Source organism: Arenibacter latericius DSM 15913 (assembly GCF_000424985.1).
Classification (GTDB): Bacteria; Bacteroidota; Bacteroidia; order Flavobacteriales; family Flavobacteriaceae; genus Arenibacter; species Arenibacter latericius.
Map to the genome: position 1 here is coordinate 83,074 of NZ_AUKX01000008.1, position 16,108 is coordinate 99,181.

Sequence of the window (16,108 nt, forward strand, 5' to 3'; positions counted from 1 at the left end):
TGGAATGCACTAAATTGGTTATCTTTGAAAAACTTATTAATAATTGAATAAAAATAATATATATGTACCCAGCAGAATTAGTAAAACCAATGAGACAAGACTTGGCAAGTGCCGGTTTTGAAGAACTATATACAGCTGAAGCAGTAGAAAAAGCGATAAAACAAGAGGGCACTATCTTAGTAGTGGTTAACTCTGTTTGTGGATGTGCAGCAGCAAACGCTAGACCAGCAGCAAAAATGAGCCTTCAAAATGCAAAAAAACCTAGCCATTTGGCAACGGTATTTGCTGGTGTAGATACAGAAGCAGTAAATGCTGCTAGAGATCTAATGATCCCTTTCCCTCCTTCTTCGCCTAGTATGGCTTTGTTTAAAGATGGGGAATTAGTGCATATGATAGAGCGCCATCATATCGAAGGTCGCCCTGCTGAAGTAATAGCAGAAAACTTAATGGAAGCTTATAACGAATTTTGCTAATTCAATAAGTCTTTATTGAGCACTAAAAAAGATTTTTGATTTAAAACCGCTTTGTACAAGGGCGGTTTTTTATTTTTGTCAGATGCAAAAAATAATCGCATACCCACTATCTATTCTCTACTTAATCCTATTTGGAGTTACACTACTAGTGTTTCACCCAATTCAATGGATATGTTTTAATTGGTTTGGTTATGAGGCTCATAGAAAAAGCGTGGCCATCTTAAACTTGTGTCTTTTAAGATGTACCCACATCTTAGGCACTACCTATTCTTTTAAAAACACGCAAACCATTGATACCAATAGACCAACTATTTTCGTGCTGAATCATCAGAGCATGCACGATATTCCGCCAATCATTTGGTTTATGCGGAAACACCACCCTAAATTTGTTAGTAAAATGGAATTGGGCAAGGGAATCCCCAGTGTTTCCTATAATTTAAGACACGGTGGTTCAGTATTGATCAATAGAAAAGATAGCCGACAGTCTATCATGGAAATAGCCAAGTTGGGTAGCTATATAGAAGATACCAAACGTGCTGCGGTAATTTTCCCTGAAGGTACTAGAAGTAAAACAGGCGTGCCCAAAAAATTTCTTACTACAGGCTTAAAAATGCTCATGAAAAAAGCACCCTCAGCTTTAATTGTACCGATAAGTATTAACAATTCCTGGAAGATGCTCAAATATGGGAAATTCCCTTATGGAATTGGGAATCATATTACTTTGGAAGTTCACAAACCACGTGAAATTGAAGGAAATATAGATGATCTCCTTACAGAAGTAGAACAAACCATTACACAAAATATTACTTAACAAAAATGACCAATACCGAAATTATTGAGGAGACTATAGTCTTTGTAAAAGAGACATTACAAGGCGCAGAGGGAGGTCATGATTGGTTTCATATTCAGCGGGTCTTTAGAAACTCACTCTTAATAGCAAAGGATGAGGAAGTAGATAGTTTAGTAGTTAGCTTAGCTGCATTATTGCACGATATTGCAGATGCCAAGTTTTATGATGGCGACGAGTCCATTGGGCCAAAAATGGCAGCGGAATTTCTAAAATCCCTATCGGTAGAGGAAAAGGTTATTAACCATGTAGTAAAGATTATTCTAAATATCTCCTTCTCTTCTAGCTTAGATCCAGAAAAATCATTTTCGTCCAAAGAATTACAGGTGGTACAGGATGCCGATAGGTTAGACGCCATAGGTGCAATTGGCATTGCCCGTGCTTTTAATTATGGCGGATTTAAAAACAGGGGAATGTACGATCCAGATATTACTCCCAACCTAAATATGAGTAAAGAGGAGTATAAAAAATCTAATGCTCCTACCATCAATCACTTTTACGAAAAACTGTTACTTTTAAAAGATAAAATGAATACTGCTAGCGGTAAGCGTATAGCAGAAGAAAGACACCAGTTTATGCTGCAATATTTAGAGCAGTTTTATATGGAATGGAACGGCAACGCCTAATTCATTAAATTAGTTAACTTCATTATCGTTAGGGTTTTAGGGTCATTTTTTTTGTACCTTATACTTCAACTCCCTAAAACCAACGAAAGATGCAAAGAAGAAAATTTATTAAAAACGTTGCGGCTACCTCAGCTGTATTTTCCATTGTTCCTAGTTTTGTTTTGGGAAAAACTCATATTCCACCTAGTGACACCCTTTATTTAGGAGCTTTTGGTGTTGGAGGAAGAGGTTTTGATGTTATCAACGGTTTAGCCAATACCAATAAAGTAAAATTTGTAACCTTCTGTGATGTAGATGATAGAAGTGCTGCCAAGACGTATAAAAAGTACCCCAAAGCAAAGCGCTTTACAGATTTCCGAAAGGTATATGATGAGCATTTAAACCAAATTGATGCCATTATGATAGCCACGCCAGATCATATGCATGCTAGTATTGCATTGCCTTTTATGAGGGCAAAAAAACACGCCTATATAGAAAAGCCACTAACACACAATATAAAGGAAGCCCGACTTCTAACTCAAGTAGCTAAAGAAAATGGCTTAGTCACCCAAATGGGAAATCAAGGTGCATCTAGCGATGGCAGTAGAGAGGCTAGGGAATGGGTAGATGCCGGAATTATCGGGAAAGTTTATAAGGTAGATTGTTGGACAAATCGTCCTGTATGGCCACAAGGAATCCCCGTCCCCACAGCGAAAGATAAAATCCCAAAAGGGCTAGATTGGGACCTTTGGTTAGGTGTTGCTGCCATGCGAGACTACAATCATTCCTATTTACCGTTTAAATGGCGTGGATGGTGGGATTTTGGCACAGGAGCTCTAGGAGATATGGGATGCCATATTATGGAAACTCCTTTTAGCGTACTAGACTTAGGGTACCCTACAGAAGCAGAGGCGAGTTGTACTACTAATTGGGTGGATGATTTTGTGGAAGCCAACTATAATCAGTCCTGCCCCTCATCTTCTATAGTGCGACTCAAATTTAATACCCAAGAACATGGAGAGATAGCGCTAAATTGGTATGATGGCGGACTCCTCCCCGATTTACCAGATGCGTTAAAAGATGAAGAGCGTATTGGGGATTCTGGAGGAGGGTCTATCTTTTATGGCACCCGTGGCATTTTAATTTGCGACACCTATTCTAGGAATCCGAGATTGGTTCCTTCCTCAACCATGGAATTATTAAATGCACCTAAACCTTATTTAAAACGAATAGAAGGTGATGTAGACGGACACCAACGTAATTTTGTAGAAGCCTGTCTAAATGGCACCGAAACTTCCTCCGATTTTAACCGTGCAGGACCACTGACTGAAGCGGTGCTTATGGGCAACCTGGCTATCAGGGCTTTTCAGTATAAAAATTATAAACCTGGTAAAAAAGCTGGGGATTGGGATCCGTTTGAATATCCAGGACGAAGAAAAATACAATGGGATGGAGAAAACATGAGGGTAACCAATTTTGAAAAAGCAAACGACTGGGTAAAGGGGACGTATAGACAAGGTTGGGAATTAGCATAGAAATAAAACAAGAACAATAAAAAATCCCCTTACTAAACTTTTAATAAGGGGATTAACAACTTCAAAATAGGTTCAATTTTTAGCAGTTACCATCAATATCACAAGAACCACCAGCTTCCACTTGTTCTCCTTCCTCTAAATGATTCTCCCATGCCTTTTCTAAGGAATCTAAAAATACTTCCGTAGGTTGGGCTCCAGATACCCCGTACTTATTGTTCAATACAAAAAAGGGCACCCCGCTAACTCCTAGGTTTCTTGCTTCCATTTGGTCTTGTCTTACTTCATAAGTAAAATCTTCAGATTGCAACATGGTACACACCTCTTCTCCATCTAGTCCATTAGCACCAGCTAGCTCAACTAGAAAATCAATATCGTCTATATTCTTTCCTGCTACCAAATGAGCATTAAACAAAGCTTCCTTAATATCGCCACTTTTACCTTTAGATTGTGCATAATGCATTAACCTATGTGCTTTTAAAGAATTTGCAGGTACCGATTGGTCCAACTTATAATCAATTCCTACTTCTTTAGCCATTTGTGATGCTCCATTAAACATTTGCTTTGCTTGCTCAGGTTCAATTCCTTTGGACTCACAAAAATGTTCAATAGCATTAATATCGGTACGGGTCTGTAGATTAGGATCTAGTTCAAAACTCTTCCATACCACCTTTACCTTATCCGCATGCTCAAATTTATTTAAGGCTGCTTCAAATTTTCGCTTTCCAATATAACAAAACGGACATCTTATGTCCGACCAAATACTAATCTCCATATGATCTTCTTTATAAATTATACCGACAAGTACACTTGTTGGTTTTTAATAGTCTTACAACCCCATAAGTCGACCTCGGTATATAAACCTTACAAGGTGTAAGTCTAAATTTCTTTATTGCATCTTATATAATCGTTTACAAGAAGAATTATTTAAAGGGGGAATCAATATTTCAGTCCAAATCATTGTAATGTGTAACTTTACTGACATGAAAATTTTAATCGTAGAGGACGACCATATCCTAAGTCAAAATATTTGTGATGCCCTTAAAGCGGAATCTATGTTCCCAGAAGTAGTGTATGATGGTCAATTGGCAGAGCGGATGCTAAAGAAGGAATCTTTTGATTGTGTAATTATGGATATAAACCTACCAGGAAGGAACGGTTTTGATTTATGCCGTAGGTTTCGGAAATTTAATACCCAAACACCTGTTATTATGCTAACTGCCTTTAGCGAATTGGAAGATAAAGTACAAGGTTTTGACTGTGGTGCCGATGATTACCTTACTAAGCCATTTTTTATGAGAGAGCTCATTCTTAGGGTTCATTCTTTAATAAATAGAATAGGAAAAAGAAGCGCACAAAAAGATAACTCCGTGTTAATGGCAGATGACATAACGCTAAATACGGCACAAAAAAAGGTGACTAGGCAGGGTACAGAAATTTCCTTAACCCCTAGAGAATATCAAATACTTTATAGTTTAATGGAAAAAGTGGGCGAGGTGGTTTCCAAATCCGATTTAATTGAAAAAATATGGGGAGGGTCTTTTGACGCCAATACGAATACCATAGAAGTTTACATGAATTTTTTAAGAAACAAGCTAGATAAGCCTTTTGAAAAAAACACCATCAAAACAAAAATTGGGTATGGTTATTATTTAGATGTAAATGAAAATTAAGAAGCAACTTCACATTTATATTTCTACTACTGTAATAGCACTTACAGTCCTTTTTTCTATTATTATTTATGTGCTATTTGCAGAGCACAGAGAGGAGGAGTTTCAGCAGCGACAGAAAGAAAAAATCCTATACACCTTAGGCCTTATTGCAGAATACAAGGAGCTCAGTGAAAATTTAAGCACTATTATGGATCGTCATAACATTCATGATTTCTATGATGAAAAGATGCTGATCTATGACCGTAACAAACAACTAATTTTTAAAAGCATAGATGATCTCCCCATACACAATTCCCAACAGGTTCTAAATTCCCTTTCCCCGGCTAATCAATGGATAGAAACTAAAGAAGACGATTATGACCTAATAGGAGTATATGTAGAACGCGAGGAAGCTCCTTTTTATGCTATCAGTAAAGCTTATGATGCGTTTGGATACACCAAGTTAAACTTTCTTCAAAACATCTTAATCATCATATCCTTAGCCATTACAGTCATCGTATTACTCATCAGTCATTATTTATCGGCAAAGATTTCCAAACCTATTACCAGTTTAGCCGAAAAATTGAGTGATATTGATTTCAGTGATCAAAAATTTAAAGAGATAATGGTGGATACCACTTCTTATGAAATTAACTACCTCACCGAAAAATTTAATGAGTTAATCAACAGGACCAAAGATGTGTTTGCTTTTCAAAAACATGCGGTACAGCATATTTCCCATGAGTTAAAAACCCCCATAGCCATATTAGTATCAGAACTGGAAAGAGCAAAATCTCAATCTAACGTTTCCCTAAAAGATAAGGTAATAGAAAGTCAAATCGTAAATGCCAAATCCTTAGCCGACATCATTACGGTACTTTTGGAGGTTTCTAAAATTGAATCGGGGCGAAAGTTATCGGTCTCCACCTTACGAGTAGATGAAATTATATTTACCGCGATAGAAGAATTAGCCATCCTCTACCCCAAATTTCGTTTCGAAATTGAATTCGAGCCAGATAGTTTTAAAGAGTCACAGCTAGAACTAAAGGCTAATGAGTTGTTGGTAAAGCAAGCCTTCTTAAATATAATGAACAATTGCATAGCCTACAGTACTCTTCCCCAAGCTAAAATACTTTTCAATTTTAACGATCCTAGCCTAGTCAAAATATCCTTTATCAACCAAGGTACACCTATTAAAAAGGAGGAGGAAAAATATTTGTTCCATCATTTTTTTAAGGGGACAAATAGCGAAGACCCTACCGGATTTGGCCTTGGCTTGGTATTAACACAGAAAATTGTACAATTACACCACGGGGACATCCGATATTCTAACCCTAGTAAGAACATCAATATTTTTGAACTCCGCTTTCCCTTAAGCAAAAATTTATCCATTTTAAGCCCTTCTTAAGGTCATTATAGCAAGTTTTGTATCTAATTCTAGTTGCAAAATTATGTCTAATAGTAATCGTTTAGTTATTACTGCCTTCTTTATATTTTTCATAAAAATTACACAGGCACAGGAAGTACTCTCTTTAAATCGAGAAGAGGCAGAAACTCTATTCTTAAAACAAAACCTATCTCTCTTAGCAGAAAGATTGGAAATCCCCAAAGCGAAAGCCCTAGTAACTCAAGCCAAATTATGGCCAAACCCCACAATTTCTATAGACGAAGTAAACTTATGGGCTACCCAAAGCCAAAAGGAACCTCACGGAGAAGAACTGCCACCTTTAGTTGGCGACTGGGGGAAATACCAACAGTTTAGCGTGGGAATAGAGCAATTAATTTTAACAGCTGGAAAACGAAAAAAACTAGTGGCACTAGAGCAGGTTACTGCGGAAAAGGCACACCAATATTTTGAAGACCTGCTGCGCAATCTAAAAATTGAATTTCGAAACCAATTAACCCAGATGCAATATTTGCAGTTAGAACAAAATGTATATCAAAACCAAATTAAGGCACTTCAACACTTAGTAAACTCATACCAAAAACAAGTAACAGAAGGACATATCCCCAAAGGAGAATATGTTCGTTTAAAGGCTTTGGAACTAGAGTTTATAAAAGAAAGTAATGACATTAAACTAGAACTCAACGAAGTGGAAAAAGAGCTAAAACTCCTAATGAGATTACCAGTTTACACCCATTTGGTAATAACAAATGCTGAGTTTAACGATATTCTAGACTCTAATTTCCTTATTCCATTACCTACCCTTTTGGCTTCGGCAGAAAACAACCGATCAGATTTAAAGCTTGCCGCTTTGGAACAAAAGCAATACGACAATTTATTTGCTTATGAAAGGGCAAAACGGATTCCAGATGTCACCTTAAAAGCGGGTTATGATCGTGGGGGTAGTATCTTATACAATTTTATTGGATTTGGTCTTGAAGTAGACCTTCCATTTTTTGATAGAAACCAGGGCAATATAAAGGCCGCAGCACTTGGCAAAGAGCAATCAAAGCTGTTTTACGATCAAAAATTCTTGTCCGTACAGAACGAAGTTGCTCTGGCATACCAAAACCTTGCAGATGCCCTTACTTTTTATCACGCTATTGATCCCGACTACGAATCTACATTGGAGCAATTACTGGAAAGCTACACTAAAAATTTCGCCAACAGAAATTTAAGCTTCCTAGAGTATATCGACTTCATGGATGCTTATCTAGAAAACAAGAAAATTATTCTCGAAGCGGTAAAGGAAGTTCATTTAAAAAAAGAGGAACTCAACCATGCTATTGGGCAAGACATCATTAAATAATCTGAAAAGACACAATATGAAGAATACATCTTTAATTCCATCGACCATACTATCTTCAATTCTAGGACTTTTGCTCAGCAGCTGTGCCGATACGGTTCCACCTCCAAAACACAGTGAAATAGATCCTTACTGTTTAAATGATAATTTTAAATCTAAAATAGCCATTACCGCTCCCACCCTTAAAATGGTTGCGGAAGACATTCACCTTACTGGAGCCGTGGAGCCTAATCCGGATAAGATTGTGAATTTTATGAGTTTGGTAGATGGTATCATTTCCAAAACCTATTTCTCTTTAGGTGATGAGGTAAAAAAAGGACAGGTATTGGCAGAAATGAGAAGTGCAGATCTTGCTGATCTCTACTCTCAATCCCAATCCATTAATGCACAGATACGGGTAGCCGAAGAAACCTTAAAAGCCACCCAGTCTATGTATGACGATGGGATCTCTTCTAAGAAAAATCTATTATCGGTACAGAGTGAGCTGGCAATTTTAAAAGCAGAAAAAGAAAAAATAAATGCCAATTTACGCCTATTCAGTGCCAGTCCAGAAAAAGGAGTATTTAAAATAAAAGCGCCACATTCTGGAATAATAACTAGCAAAGCAATAGCGACAGGAAGCTCCATTTCAGCAGGTGGTGAAACATTATTTACCATATCTGACTTAAGTGATGTGTGGGTAAACGTAAATATTTATGCTAGTAATGTCCAAGATATTTCTACAGGAATGCCCGTTAGTATAAAAACCCTTTCCTATCCTGATGAAACATTTGAAGGCACCATAGCTGCTATTTCTCAGGTGTTGGATGAAGAGGCCAAAGTACTAAAGGCACGTATGGTGTTGCCTAATCCAGATTTAAAACTAAAACCTGGAATGTTGGTAGATGTTTTCGCTCTTAAAGAAAGAAATGAAGAAGCTTTAAGCATTCCCACGGACACTATGGTCTTTGATAACAATCAAAACTACGTAATAGTCTACAATGACGATTGTGATATAGAGATAAGGAAAGTAGCCATCCTCACAAAAGGGAACGGAACCACTTTTATTGCTGATGGCTTGGAGGAGTCGGATAAAATCATATCAAAAAATCAGCTTCTTATCCATGAACAAATCAAGAATTTCCAGAACTAACTCAAGATGAAAAAATTTATTCAAGGGATAGTAGGCTTTTCCTTAAAGAATTCCATTATAGTTTTCTTCCTTACTGCCTTACTATTCATTGCCGGAATTTATAGTTATTTACACACCCCTATTGAAGCCTTCCCTGACGTTACCAACACTAGGGCAAGAATTATTACTCAATGGCCAGGAAGAAGTGCAGAGGAAGTAGAAAAATTTGTAACTCTTCCTATTAGTACAGCGGTAAATACGATTCCTAAAAAAGCACAAGTACGTTCTATATCGCTCTTTGGCCTATCCGTTGTTACCGTAATCTTTGATGATGATGTAGATGATTTTTATGCTCAACAATACGCTGCTAATCGTTTACAGGATGCCGATCTTCCTAATGGTGCAGATGCAAGGATTGAACCTCCTTATGGTGCAACGGGCGAAATTTTCAGGTATGTACTAAAAAGTGACCTCCCCATAAAAGAGCTCACTGCTATTCATGATTGGGTGGTAGAAAGGGAACTGGTATCCGTACCTGGGGTGGCCGATGTAGTGAGTTTTGGAGGGGAAGAGAAAATCTATGAAATAAAAATTAACCCCACAGAACTAGCCAATTACAATCTTTCTCCCTTAGAGGTATTTGAAGCCGTTAGCAAAACTAATATTAATGTTGGCGGTGATATTATAGAGCGGGGAAACCAGGCATATGTGGTAAGAGGTATAGGGCTGCTAGAAGGCATAGAAGATATAGAGAATATTCTGATAGAGGTAAGAGGCACCACCCCTATTTTGGTAAAACACGTGGCAGAAGTAGAAGTCACCGCTAAACCCAGATTGGGGGCTGTTGGCTTGCAAGACGAGGAGGATCTAGTACAAGGTATAGTCGTGATGTTGAGGGGTCAAAATCCGGATGAGGTTATTGCCAATGTTAAAGAAAAAATTGCCGAACTTAATGAGCGTATCCTACCAAATGATGTTCTGATTGAACCATTTATAGATCGGACAGATTTGGTAGATGCTACAGTGAATACCGTAAGTAAGAACCTAATAGAAGGTATTCTGCTAGTCTCTATCATTGTTTTTGTTTTTCTATTTAACTGGCGTACCACAGTAATTGTAGCTTCTGTTATTCCACTATCCTTTCTTTTTGCACTGGTAATGTTACGGATACAAGGGTTACCTGCCAACCTCATCTCTATGGGTGCCATTGATTTTGGATTGTTATTGGAGGGCACCCTAGTTATAGTGGAAACCGTTTTTGTGGCTATGAACAAGAAGGCTAGGCAAATGGGAATGGAAAAGTTTAATAAGATGAGTAAGCTGGGGCTTATAAAGAAAAGTGCGGGTAGCGTAGCTACTTACATTGTTTTTGCACAAATTATCTTAATAGTAGCTTTACTACCTATTTTTTCATTCCAAAAAGTAGAGGGTAAAATGTTTAAACCCTTGGCCTTTACCCTTGGGTACGCTTTATTGGGGTCCCTAATACTTAGTATTACCTATGTCCCCGCTATGATTAAGCTTCTATTAAAGAAGAACATAGTAGAGAAGGAAAATAGGATCTCTAGATTTTTCCAAAATAACCTTTACAATTTATTTCTATGGAGTAATAAAAGGAGAAAAGCTACCATGTATGGATTTGGAGCACTCTTATTAACCTGTGGCGTGAGTTTCCTTTTCTACGGTTCGGAGTTTATTCCTAATTTAAATGAAGGGGCACTTTATGTCCGTGCAACCCTACCAAACAGTGTTAACCTTGAAGAATCAACAAGAATTGCAAAGGAGTTAAAGCAAGAATTACGACAGTTTGAGGAAGTGAAATTTGTTCTCAACCAAGTGGGGCGCCCAAATGATGGCACCGATCCCACCGGTTTTTTCAATATAGAATTTCATATCGAGTTACATCCTGAAAAAGAATGGAAACGCAAGATAAAAAAGCATGTTTTGGTGGAAGAAATGCGAGACCTTCTGCAAAGTTACCCAGGGATTGTTTTTGGTTTTAGTCAGCCTATACAAGATAACGTAGAAGAGTATGTAGCAGGAGTAAAAAGCTCGCTTGTCGTAAAAATTTTCGGAGATGATTTATTTGAGCTCGAAAAATACGCGGATCAGGTCGCTAATACCATTCAAGATGTAGAGGGGATTGAAGATCTTAACGTATACCGCAATATTGGCCTTCCAGAATTGCGCATACAAATTCACGATAGTAAGCTGGCCCGTTATGCAGTTGATATGGCTGATGCGCAAGCTGTGGTAGAAATGGCCATTGGAGGGCGAGCTGCTACTACATTCTATGAAAATGAACGGATGTTTGATGTTCGCGTTCGATTTGCAGAGGAATATAGGGATACTGATGAAAAAATTGGTGAGATACTGATTCCTACTATGGATGGAAAAAAGATACCCCTCAGTGAAATAGCTACGATTAGCTATATTACCGGCCCCACATTTATCTATCGAGAAGGAAGTAGTAGGTATATTGCAGTAGGGTTTAGTGTAGAAGGAAGAGATCTTGGAAGTACTATTGCAGAGGCAAAGCAAAAGGTAGCAGAAAACGTCATCTTACCTAAGGCTAACAAAATGGAATGGGCAGGAGAATTTGAGAGTAAAGAGCGCGCTAGTAAGCAATTGGCAGTTATAGTTCCTGCGGTATTATTACTTATATTATTTTTACTATACTTTAATTTTGGTACAGTAAAAGACACATTGATTGCTGCAGCTACCATACCCTTTGCATTTATAGGCGGTTTTATTTCCCTTTGGGTTACAGGTACAATTTTTGGAATTTCTGCTGGAATAGGTTTTATTATTTTATTTGGAGTTAACACCATAAACGCTATTATTTTAATAGCCGTGATGAAAGAAAACTTGCGGAAAAAGAGCCTAAACAAAGCCATATCTAATGGAGTTCACAGTAGAATTCGTCCTATTGTAATGATTGCTCTAATGGGCTCTATGGGACTCCTTCCTGCGGCAATGTCTACAGGTATGGGGTCTGAGATACAAAAACCTCTAGCTATTATGATCGTTGGAGGATTGTTAATCTGTTTAATTCTTTCCTTAACCGTGCTGCCACAGATGTTTTATTGGGCGTACAGAAAATCAAATCAAGAATAAACTAGTTGTTATATAAATTAAAATTGAACGAAATAAAGATCCCCGTGAAAACTCGCGGGGATTCTTTTATCACTCTATTAAGATTAAAAACATATTAACAATGCCTATTATTAATTTGCTATTTTCACTTAAGTCTAAAGAAGCGCGACTATTACTGAATAAATAGAGAGGTACCGACTGCGCCTGCCTACCGTAAGGAAGGCTCCACCGGACAATTAATACTTTGGAGTGATTGTACATCTCAATTGTATTGTATGAAATGTCTGCACTAGTCAGTACAAAATGAGGTGCCTTTTCGCCCCGATTAAGAAGTCGCACATCAAGCTAAACAAGCCTGAACCTATACGCAAAAGGGCGATAGGGCGTCTAAAGATACGCTCTAAGTTCTCACTTATTTTAGGCCTTTTCGATTCCGAATAAAATATACTTTTCAGTATCTAGTTCTTAAGGCAAGTGTTCCGCTATACATCAAACAATCGTAATTGACCATCTTTATATTGGTGATGAAGAGAGGTGTTAAGCTTAGGCAACGACTTATCTTTAAAATACTTCCTCTTTGCCAAATGCACCATCTCATGAATTTGCTGTGCAATTTTACCATCACCCCGATTTCGAACTCCAAACCTACTATCATTTAAGGAGCCGCCATGGCAGTCCTTAATCTGATTAAGCACTTTGTCTGCTTTATCTGGCAGAGTCTTCCGAATCCAATCTTCAAAGATACCCCCAATGGCCCCATTCAGTCGGACTACCGTAAATCCAAAAGAAAGGGCTCCATTATTGGCAACGGCCTTTGCAAGAGGTAGCACTTCATGACTATTTATTCCTGGGATAATGGGGGCAAGCATCGCATTCACGGGAATCTGGTGTTCAGATAGAATCCTAATGGTCTCTAAACGCTTTTTTATGGAAGCCGTCCTCGGTTCCAAAATTCTTCTAGTGGTTTCAGAAAGAGAGGTAACAGATACATTTACCCTTATTAAATTATCTTTTGCTAACTGAGTAAGGATATCTAAATCCCTTAGCACCAAAGCGTTTTTTGTAATAATCCCAACGGGGTGCCGATACTTTAAGAAGACTTCTAAGCAAGCCCTAGTGATTTCAAATTTCCTTTCTGCAGGTTGATAGCAATCTGTATTACCAGAAAGCACAATAGTGGCCGCTTTCCATTTCTTACTCTTCAATTTTGCTTCCAATAATTTTGGAGCATCTTTTTTAATCAAAATCTTTCTTTCAAAATCCAGTCCTGCACTATAGCCCCAATATTCATGAGAATTACGGGCATAACAATAGATACAACCATGCTCACAACCTTGATAGGGATTTAGGGAATAGCTCATTCCCACATCTGGACTATCTACTTTATTTACAATAGATTTCGGGAATATGGGAAGATATTGCGTTTTATTAGAATGGGCCTCCTCCCCCTCTAGACGACAGAATTCGAGAAAATCATCCCGTAGTTCACTAGAGAATTCAGAAAAGCGATTATTGGTATCTTGTTGGGCTCCACGCCCTTTAATAATGTCCTTGGGATTCACTTATATGGATTTATTCCAAAATTATGGAATATAACCTACTTCTGTATCAGAAAAATGTTAAACTTATTTTCCGTTATAAGGTGAACAAGTTAAGGTAGGGACGCAATTCCAACTTGCACCTTTACCAATTGCTTTCTAGATCCGTTCTTAGCGTAGTATAACATGCTCTTATCCTTATGATTAATAAGCGGCACAGCTACCATTAAAGGGAGTCGGGCTTCATGTCCATCTATCACCTTCTCGTAACTAATCTTTCCATGCTTATCTAGCATAATCATAAAAACGTTCCTATTCCGACTAAACCCCTGTTTAAAAAAAAGTCGTTCTCCACTTAACATTAGTGGTCTTTCTGCGGCCGTACTAATTAAATAGTAGGTATCACCCCCTTTGGTAATGGAACTATAGGAGGCATAGGCCCCATCTCCTTGGGTTACTTCGGTCTTTTTAATATTTCTTGCCCAAACCATATCTCCTGTAGTGCTAAGTTTAGCACTTACAATATCATTATAATGATACCGATTAGTCTTTATTCTTGTTCCAGAAGGATCTGCTCGAACTCCAGAAGTCACAAAATACTCCTCCGCATTAAAGAGAATAGCATTGTCTGGAGCAAGGCTTAAGTCTTTAAATACTAGATTTTTTATTTCACTATTATCTCTGTTCCCAAACTTATCCTTCATAAACTGTTCTGAAAAAGGATTATACTTTTTAACATTGATATTCAAAGTAATTGGGTCTAGATCAAAATACGCCAAGCCATTATACCTATTATCCTTACTGTTAGCATAAAAGCCGACACAGATTAATTTATCTTGAACGATAATAGGTTTTAAGGATTCTGAAAACCTATTGTTATCATCAAAGACTTGAAGCAATGCTGCCTCCTTAGACAGTTTTAAAAGTTCATACTGAAACTTACGATCGGTTACTGCAAAACGTTTCTTTTTAAAGTACGCTTTCCCTACCAAATAGACCTCTTCTAAATTTTTAGAAGTTACAATATTTTCAAAAGCATAATTTTTCTTCTCTAGATCCCTTGAGAAATCGTATTCCAATAATTTATTAAAAGTAGCATTAAACATGTACAACATATGCTTATCCTCTTTTCCTTTTTTAAAATGCGTACTTATTACAAAAGCAGATTTATCCTGGTTAAAAAAGGAGGCAGTGGTAAAGCCTTTGGAAAAATTTCTATTATAATAATTATGATCTAAAGGATTGGGAACACTTTTAGAGGGGATGGAGAGAATGGTTTGGGAAGAAAAGTTAAAGTTTTCAATAGGACTCTGGTGTACCACATAGTCGTAGGTTCCATTGGACAGATTATAATCTAACAGCAACAAATTTAACTGTCCATCTTTCACAAAAGAATTTATGAAATCGAGGCCCCTTAATTTATAATTATACTCTGCAATTAACTCAAGATTTTTGTTATAATGCTCAATATAATATCCTTTTGGTTTAAGTATAATTCCTGAGTAATAAGAGCGAACCAGTATGGATCCACCCATTCCGTCCTCAGCGATATCTAGAAGATTAGAATACTTATACCGATCATGATATTTCTCACCAAAGTTATATTCAATTGGTAGTTTTTGTGCTTCCGAAAGAAAGAAGAAAGAGCATAAAACTACTGAAAGGCAATACTTTAGTGGAGCCATATTATTTGGGGTTGGTTAATACATATCTCAGAAATTAGGCTTTCTTTTTTCCAAAAATGCGGTAGTACCTTCCTTAAAATCTGAAGTACCAAAGCATTTTCCAAAAGCTTCTATCTCGGCTTCATATCCATTTTCATTATGATTAAAACCAGCATTTATCGCTTTTATTGCATAAGCAATGGCTTTTGGTGAATTTTGACAAATCTCAGTTGCTATTTTTACGGTGAGATTCATCAGGTGCTCTTGTTCTACCACATGGTTTACTAGCCCAAATTCTAGCGCTTTAGCAGCATCAATCATACCGCCACCAAGAATCATTTCCATTGCGCGTCCTTTACCTATTAACTGTGGTAATCGTTGAGTACCCCCATATCCAGGAATAACGCCTAGAGAAACCTCTGGAAGCCCCATTCGGGAATTATGACTGGCCACTCTAAAGTGACATGCCATAGCAAGCTCTAATCCACCTCCCAATGCATAACCGTTAACTGCTGCAATTACCGGAGTCTTCATTTTTTCTATAAAGGAAAACAATTGCTTGTGCCCACTAGACGACAATTTTACTCCTTCTTTTGCCGAGTAATTTGCAAATTCGGCAATATCAGCCCCAGCAACAAAGGCTTTTTTACCACTACCTGTAAGAATAATGACTCTAATACTTTCTTCATCATCTAGGTCCTTTAACGCATTGTGTAGCTCCTTTATAGTAGCCTTATTCAATGCGTTCAATTTAGAAGGTCTGTTAATGGTCACCGTTGCTATGGCCGACTTTTTACTGATTAAAATGTTCTCGAAATTCATCCCTTACGTATTTTAAAA

Annotated in this window: 13 protein-coding genes; 9 read left to right on the forward strand and 4 right to left on the reverse strand. The window is 37.5% G+C overall.

Going from position 1 to position 16,108, the window contains the following annotated elements; translation table 11 throughout:
* Positions 1-62 precede the first annotated feature (62 nt).
* From H344_RS0105375 to H344_RS0105390, 4 genes are all read left to right on the forward strand, one after another.
* Complete coding sequence (locus H344_RS0105375) at positions 63-473, forward strand: BrxA/BrxB family bacilliredoxin (RefSeq protein ID WP_026809369.1); 411 nt, start codon at positions 63-65, stop codon at positions 471-473.
* An 82-nt stretch (positions 474-555) separates the two neighbouring features.
* Positions 556-1,284, forward strand: coding sequence for a lysophospholipid acyltransferase family protein (locus H344_RS0105380; RefSeq protein ID WP_026809370.1), 729 nt, complete (start codon positions 556-558; stop codon positions 1,282-1,284).
* Between the two features lie 5 nt (positions 1,285-1,289).
* Complete coding sequence (locus H344_RS0105385; protein ID WP_026809371.1) at positions 1,290-1,946, forward strand: HD domain-containing protein; 657 nt, start codon at positions 1,290-1,292, stop codon at positions 1,944-1,946.
* 89 nt (positions 1,947-2,035) lie between these two features.
* Positions 2,036-3,460, forward strand: a complete 1,425-nt coding sequence (locus H344_RS0105390; RefSeq protein ID WP_026809372.1) for a Gfo/Idh/MocA family protein — start codon at positions 2,036-2,038, stop codon at positions 3,458-3,460.
* Positions 3,461-3,539: 79 nt separating this feature from the next.
* Here the strand turns inward: H344_RS0105390 and H344_RS0105395 are convergent, their stop codons facing one another.
* Positions 3,540-4,232, reverse strand: a complete 693-nt coding sequence (locus H344_RS0105395) for a DsbA family oxidoreductase (protein ID WP_026809373.1) — start codon at positions 4,230-4,232, stop codon at positions 3,540-3,542.
* A 208-nt stretch (positions 4,233-4,440) separates the two neighbouring features.
* Between H344_RS0105395 and H344_RS0105400 the strand changes: the two genes are divergently transcribed.
* From H344_RS0105400 to H344_RS0105420, 5 genes are read left to right on the forward strand one after another with little or no spacing between them, the layout of a single operon-like run.
* Entirely contained in the window at positions 4,441-5,130 is a 690-nt protein-coding gene (locus H344_RS0105400) for a response regulator transcription factor (protein ID WP_026809374.1), read from the forward strand.
* Complete coding sequence (locus tag H344_RS0105405) at positions 5,120-6,517, forward strand: sensor histidine kinase (protein WP_026809375.1); 1,398 nt, start codon at positions 5,120-5,122, stop codon at positions 6,515-6,517. Before H344_RS0105400 ends, H344_RS0105405 begins: the two co-directional genes overlap by 11 nt.
* Positions 6,518-6,560: 43 nt before the next feature.
* On the forward strand, positions 6,561-7,862 hold the full coding sequence (locus tag H344_RS0105410; RefSeq protein ID WP_034256184.1) for a TolC family protein: 1,302 nt from the start codon (positions 6,561-6,563) through the stop codon (positions 7,860-7,862).
* Positions 7,863-7,878: 16 nt separating this feature from the next.
* Positions 7,879-8,991, forward strand: coding sequence for an efflux RND transporter periplasmic adaptor subunit (locus H344_RS0105415; protein ID WP_026809377.1), 1,113 nt, complete (start codon positions 7,879-7,881; stop codon positions 8,989-8,991).
* A gap of 6 nt (positions 8,992-8,997) precedes the next feature.
* Positions 8,998-12,087 (forward strand): efflux RND transporter permease subunit, encoded by a 3,090-nt coding sequence (locus H344_RS0105420; protein WP_026809378.1) that lies wholly within the window; start codon positions 8,998-9,000, stop codon positions 12,085-12,087.
* A 461-nt stretch (positions 12,088-12,548) separates the two neighbouring features.
* Here H344_RS0105420 and H344_RS0105425 read toward each other — a convergent pair whose 3' ends face one another.
* The 3 genes from H344_RS0105425 to H344_RS0105435 form a co-directional block, all read right to left on the reverse strand.
* A complete protein-coding gene (locus H344_RS0105425; protein WP_026809379.1) occupies positions 12,549-13,628 on the reverse strand; it encodes a PA0069 family radical SAM protein in 1,080 nt (359 codons plus the stop codon).
* A gap of 89 nt (positions 13,629-13,717) precedes the next feature.
* On the reverse strand, positions 13,718-15,289 hold the full coding sequence (locus tag H344_RS0105430; RefSeq protein WP_026809380.1) for a hypothetical protein: 1,572 nt from the start codon (positions 15,287-15,289) through the stop codon (positions 13,718-13,720).
* Positions 15,290-15,316: 27 nt separating this feature from the next.
* Positions 15,317-16,090 carry an enoyl-CoA hydratase/isomerase family protein gene (locus H344_RS0105435; RefSeq protein WP_026809381.1) on the reverse strand — a complete coding sequence of 258 codons (774 nt, stop codon included), beginning with the start codon at positions 16,088-16,090 and terminating at the stop codon, positions 15,317-15,319.
* Positions 16,091-16,108 lie beyond the last annotated feature (18 nt).

What these genes read in the sequence shown, in the direction of transcription:
- H344_RS0105415 (WP_026809377.1), top strand. Translation starts at nt 7,879, where the DNA reads ATGAAGAATACATCTTTAATTCCATCGACCATACTATCTTCAATTCTA.
- H344_RS0105420 (WP_026809378.1), top strand. Translation starts at nt 8,998, where the DNA reads ATGAAAAAATTTATTCAAGGGATAGTAGGCTTTTCCTTAAAGAATTCC.
- H344_RS0105430 (WP_026809380.1), bottom strand. Translation starts at nt 15,289, where the DNA reads ATGGCTCCACTAAAGTATTGCCTTTCAGTAGTTTTATGCTCTTTCTTC.
- H344_RS0105385 (WP_026809371.1), top strand. Translation starts at nt 1,290, where the DNA reads ATGACCAATACCGAAATTATTGAGGAGACTATAGTCTTTGTAAAAGAG.
- H344_RS0105400 (WP_026809374.1), top strand. Translation starts at nt 4,441, where the DNA reads ATGAAAATTTTAATCGTAGAGGACGACCATATCCTAAGTCAAAATATT.
- H344_RS0105380 (WP_026809370.1), top strand. Translation starts at nt 556, where the DNA reads ATGCAAAAAATAATCGCATACCCACTATCTATTCTCTACTTAATCCTA.
- H344_RS0105375 (WP_026809369.1), top strand. Translation starts at nt 63, where the DNA reads ATGTACCCAGCAGAATTAGTAAAACCAATGAGACAAGACTTGGCAAGT.
- H344_RS0105410 (WP_034256184.1), top strand. Translation starts at nt 6,561, where the DNA reads ATGTCTAATAGTAATCGTTTAGTTATTACTGCCTTCTTTATATTTTTC.
- H344_RS0105390 (WP_026809372.1), top strand. Translation starts at nt 2,036, where the DNA reads ATGCAAAGAAGAAAATTTATTAAAAACGTTGCGGCTACCTCAGCTGTA.
- H344_RS0105435 (WP_026809381.1), bottom strand. Translation starts at nt 16,090, where the DNA reads ATGAATTTCGAGAACATTTTAATCAGTAAAAAGTCGGCCATAGCAACG.
- H344_RS0105405 (WP_026809375.1), top strand. Translation starts at nt 5,120, where the DNA reads ATGAAAATTAAGAAGCAACTTCACATTTATATTTCTACTACTGTAATA.
- H344_RS0105395 (WP_026809373.1), bottom strand. Translation starts at nt 4,232, where the DNA reads ATGGAGATTAGTATTTGGTCGGACATAAGATGTCCGTTTTGTTATATT.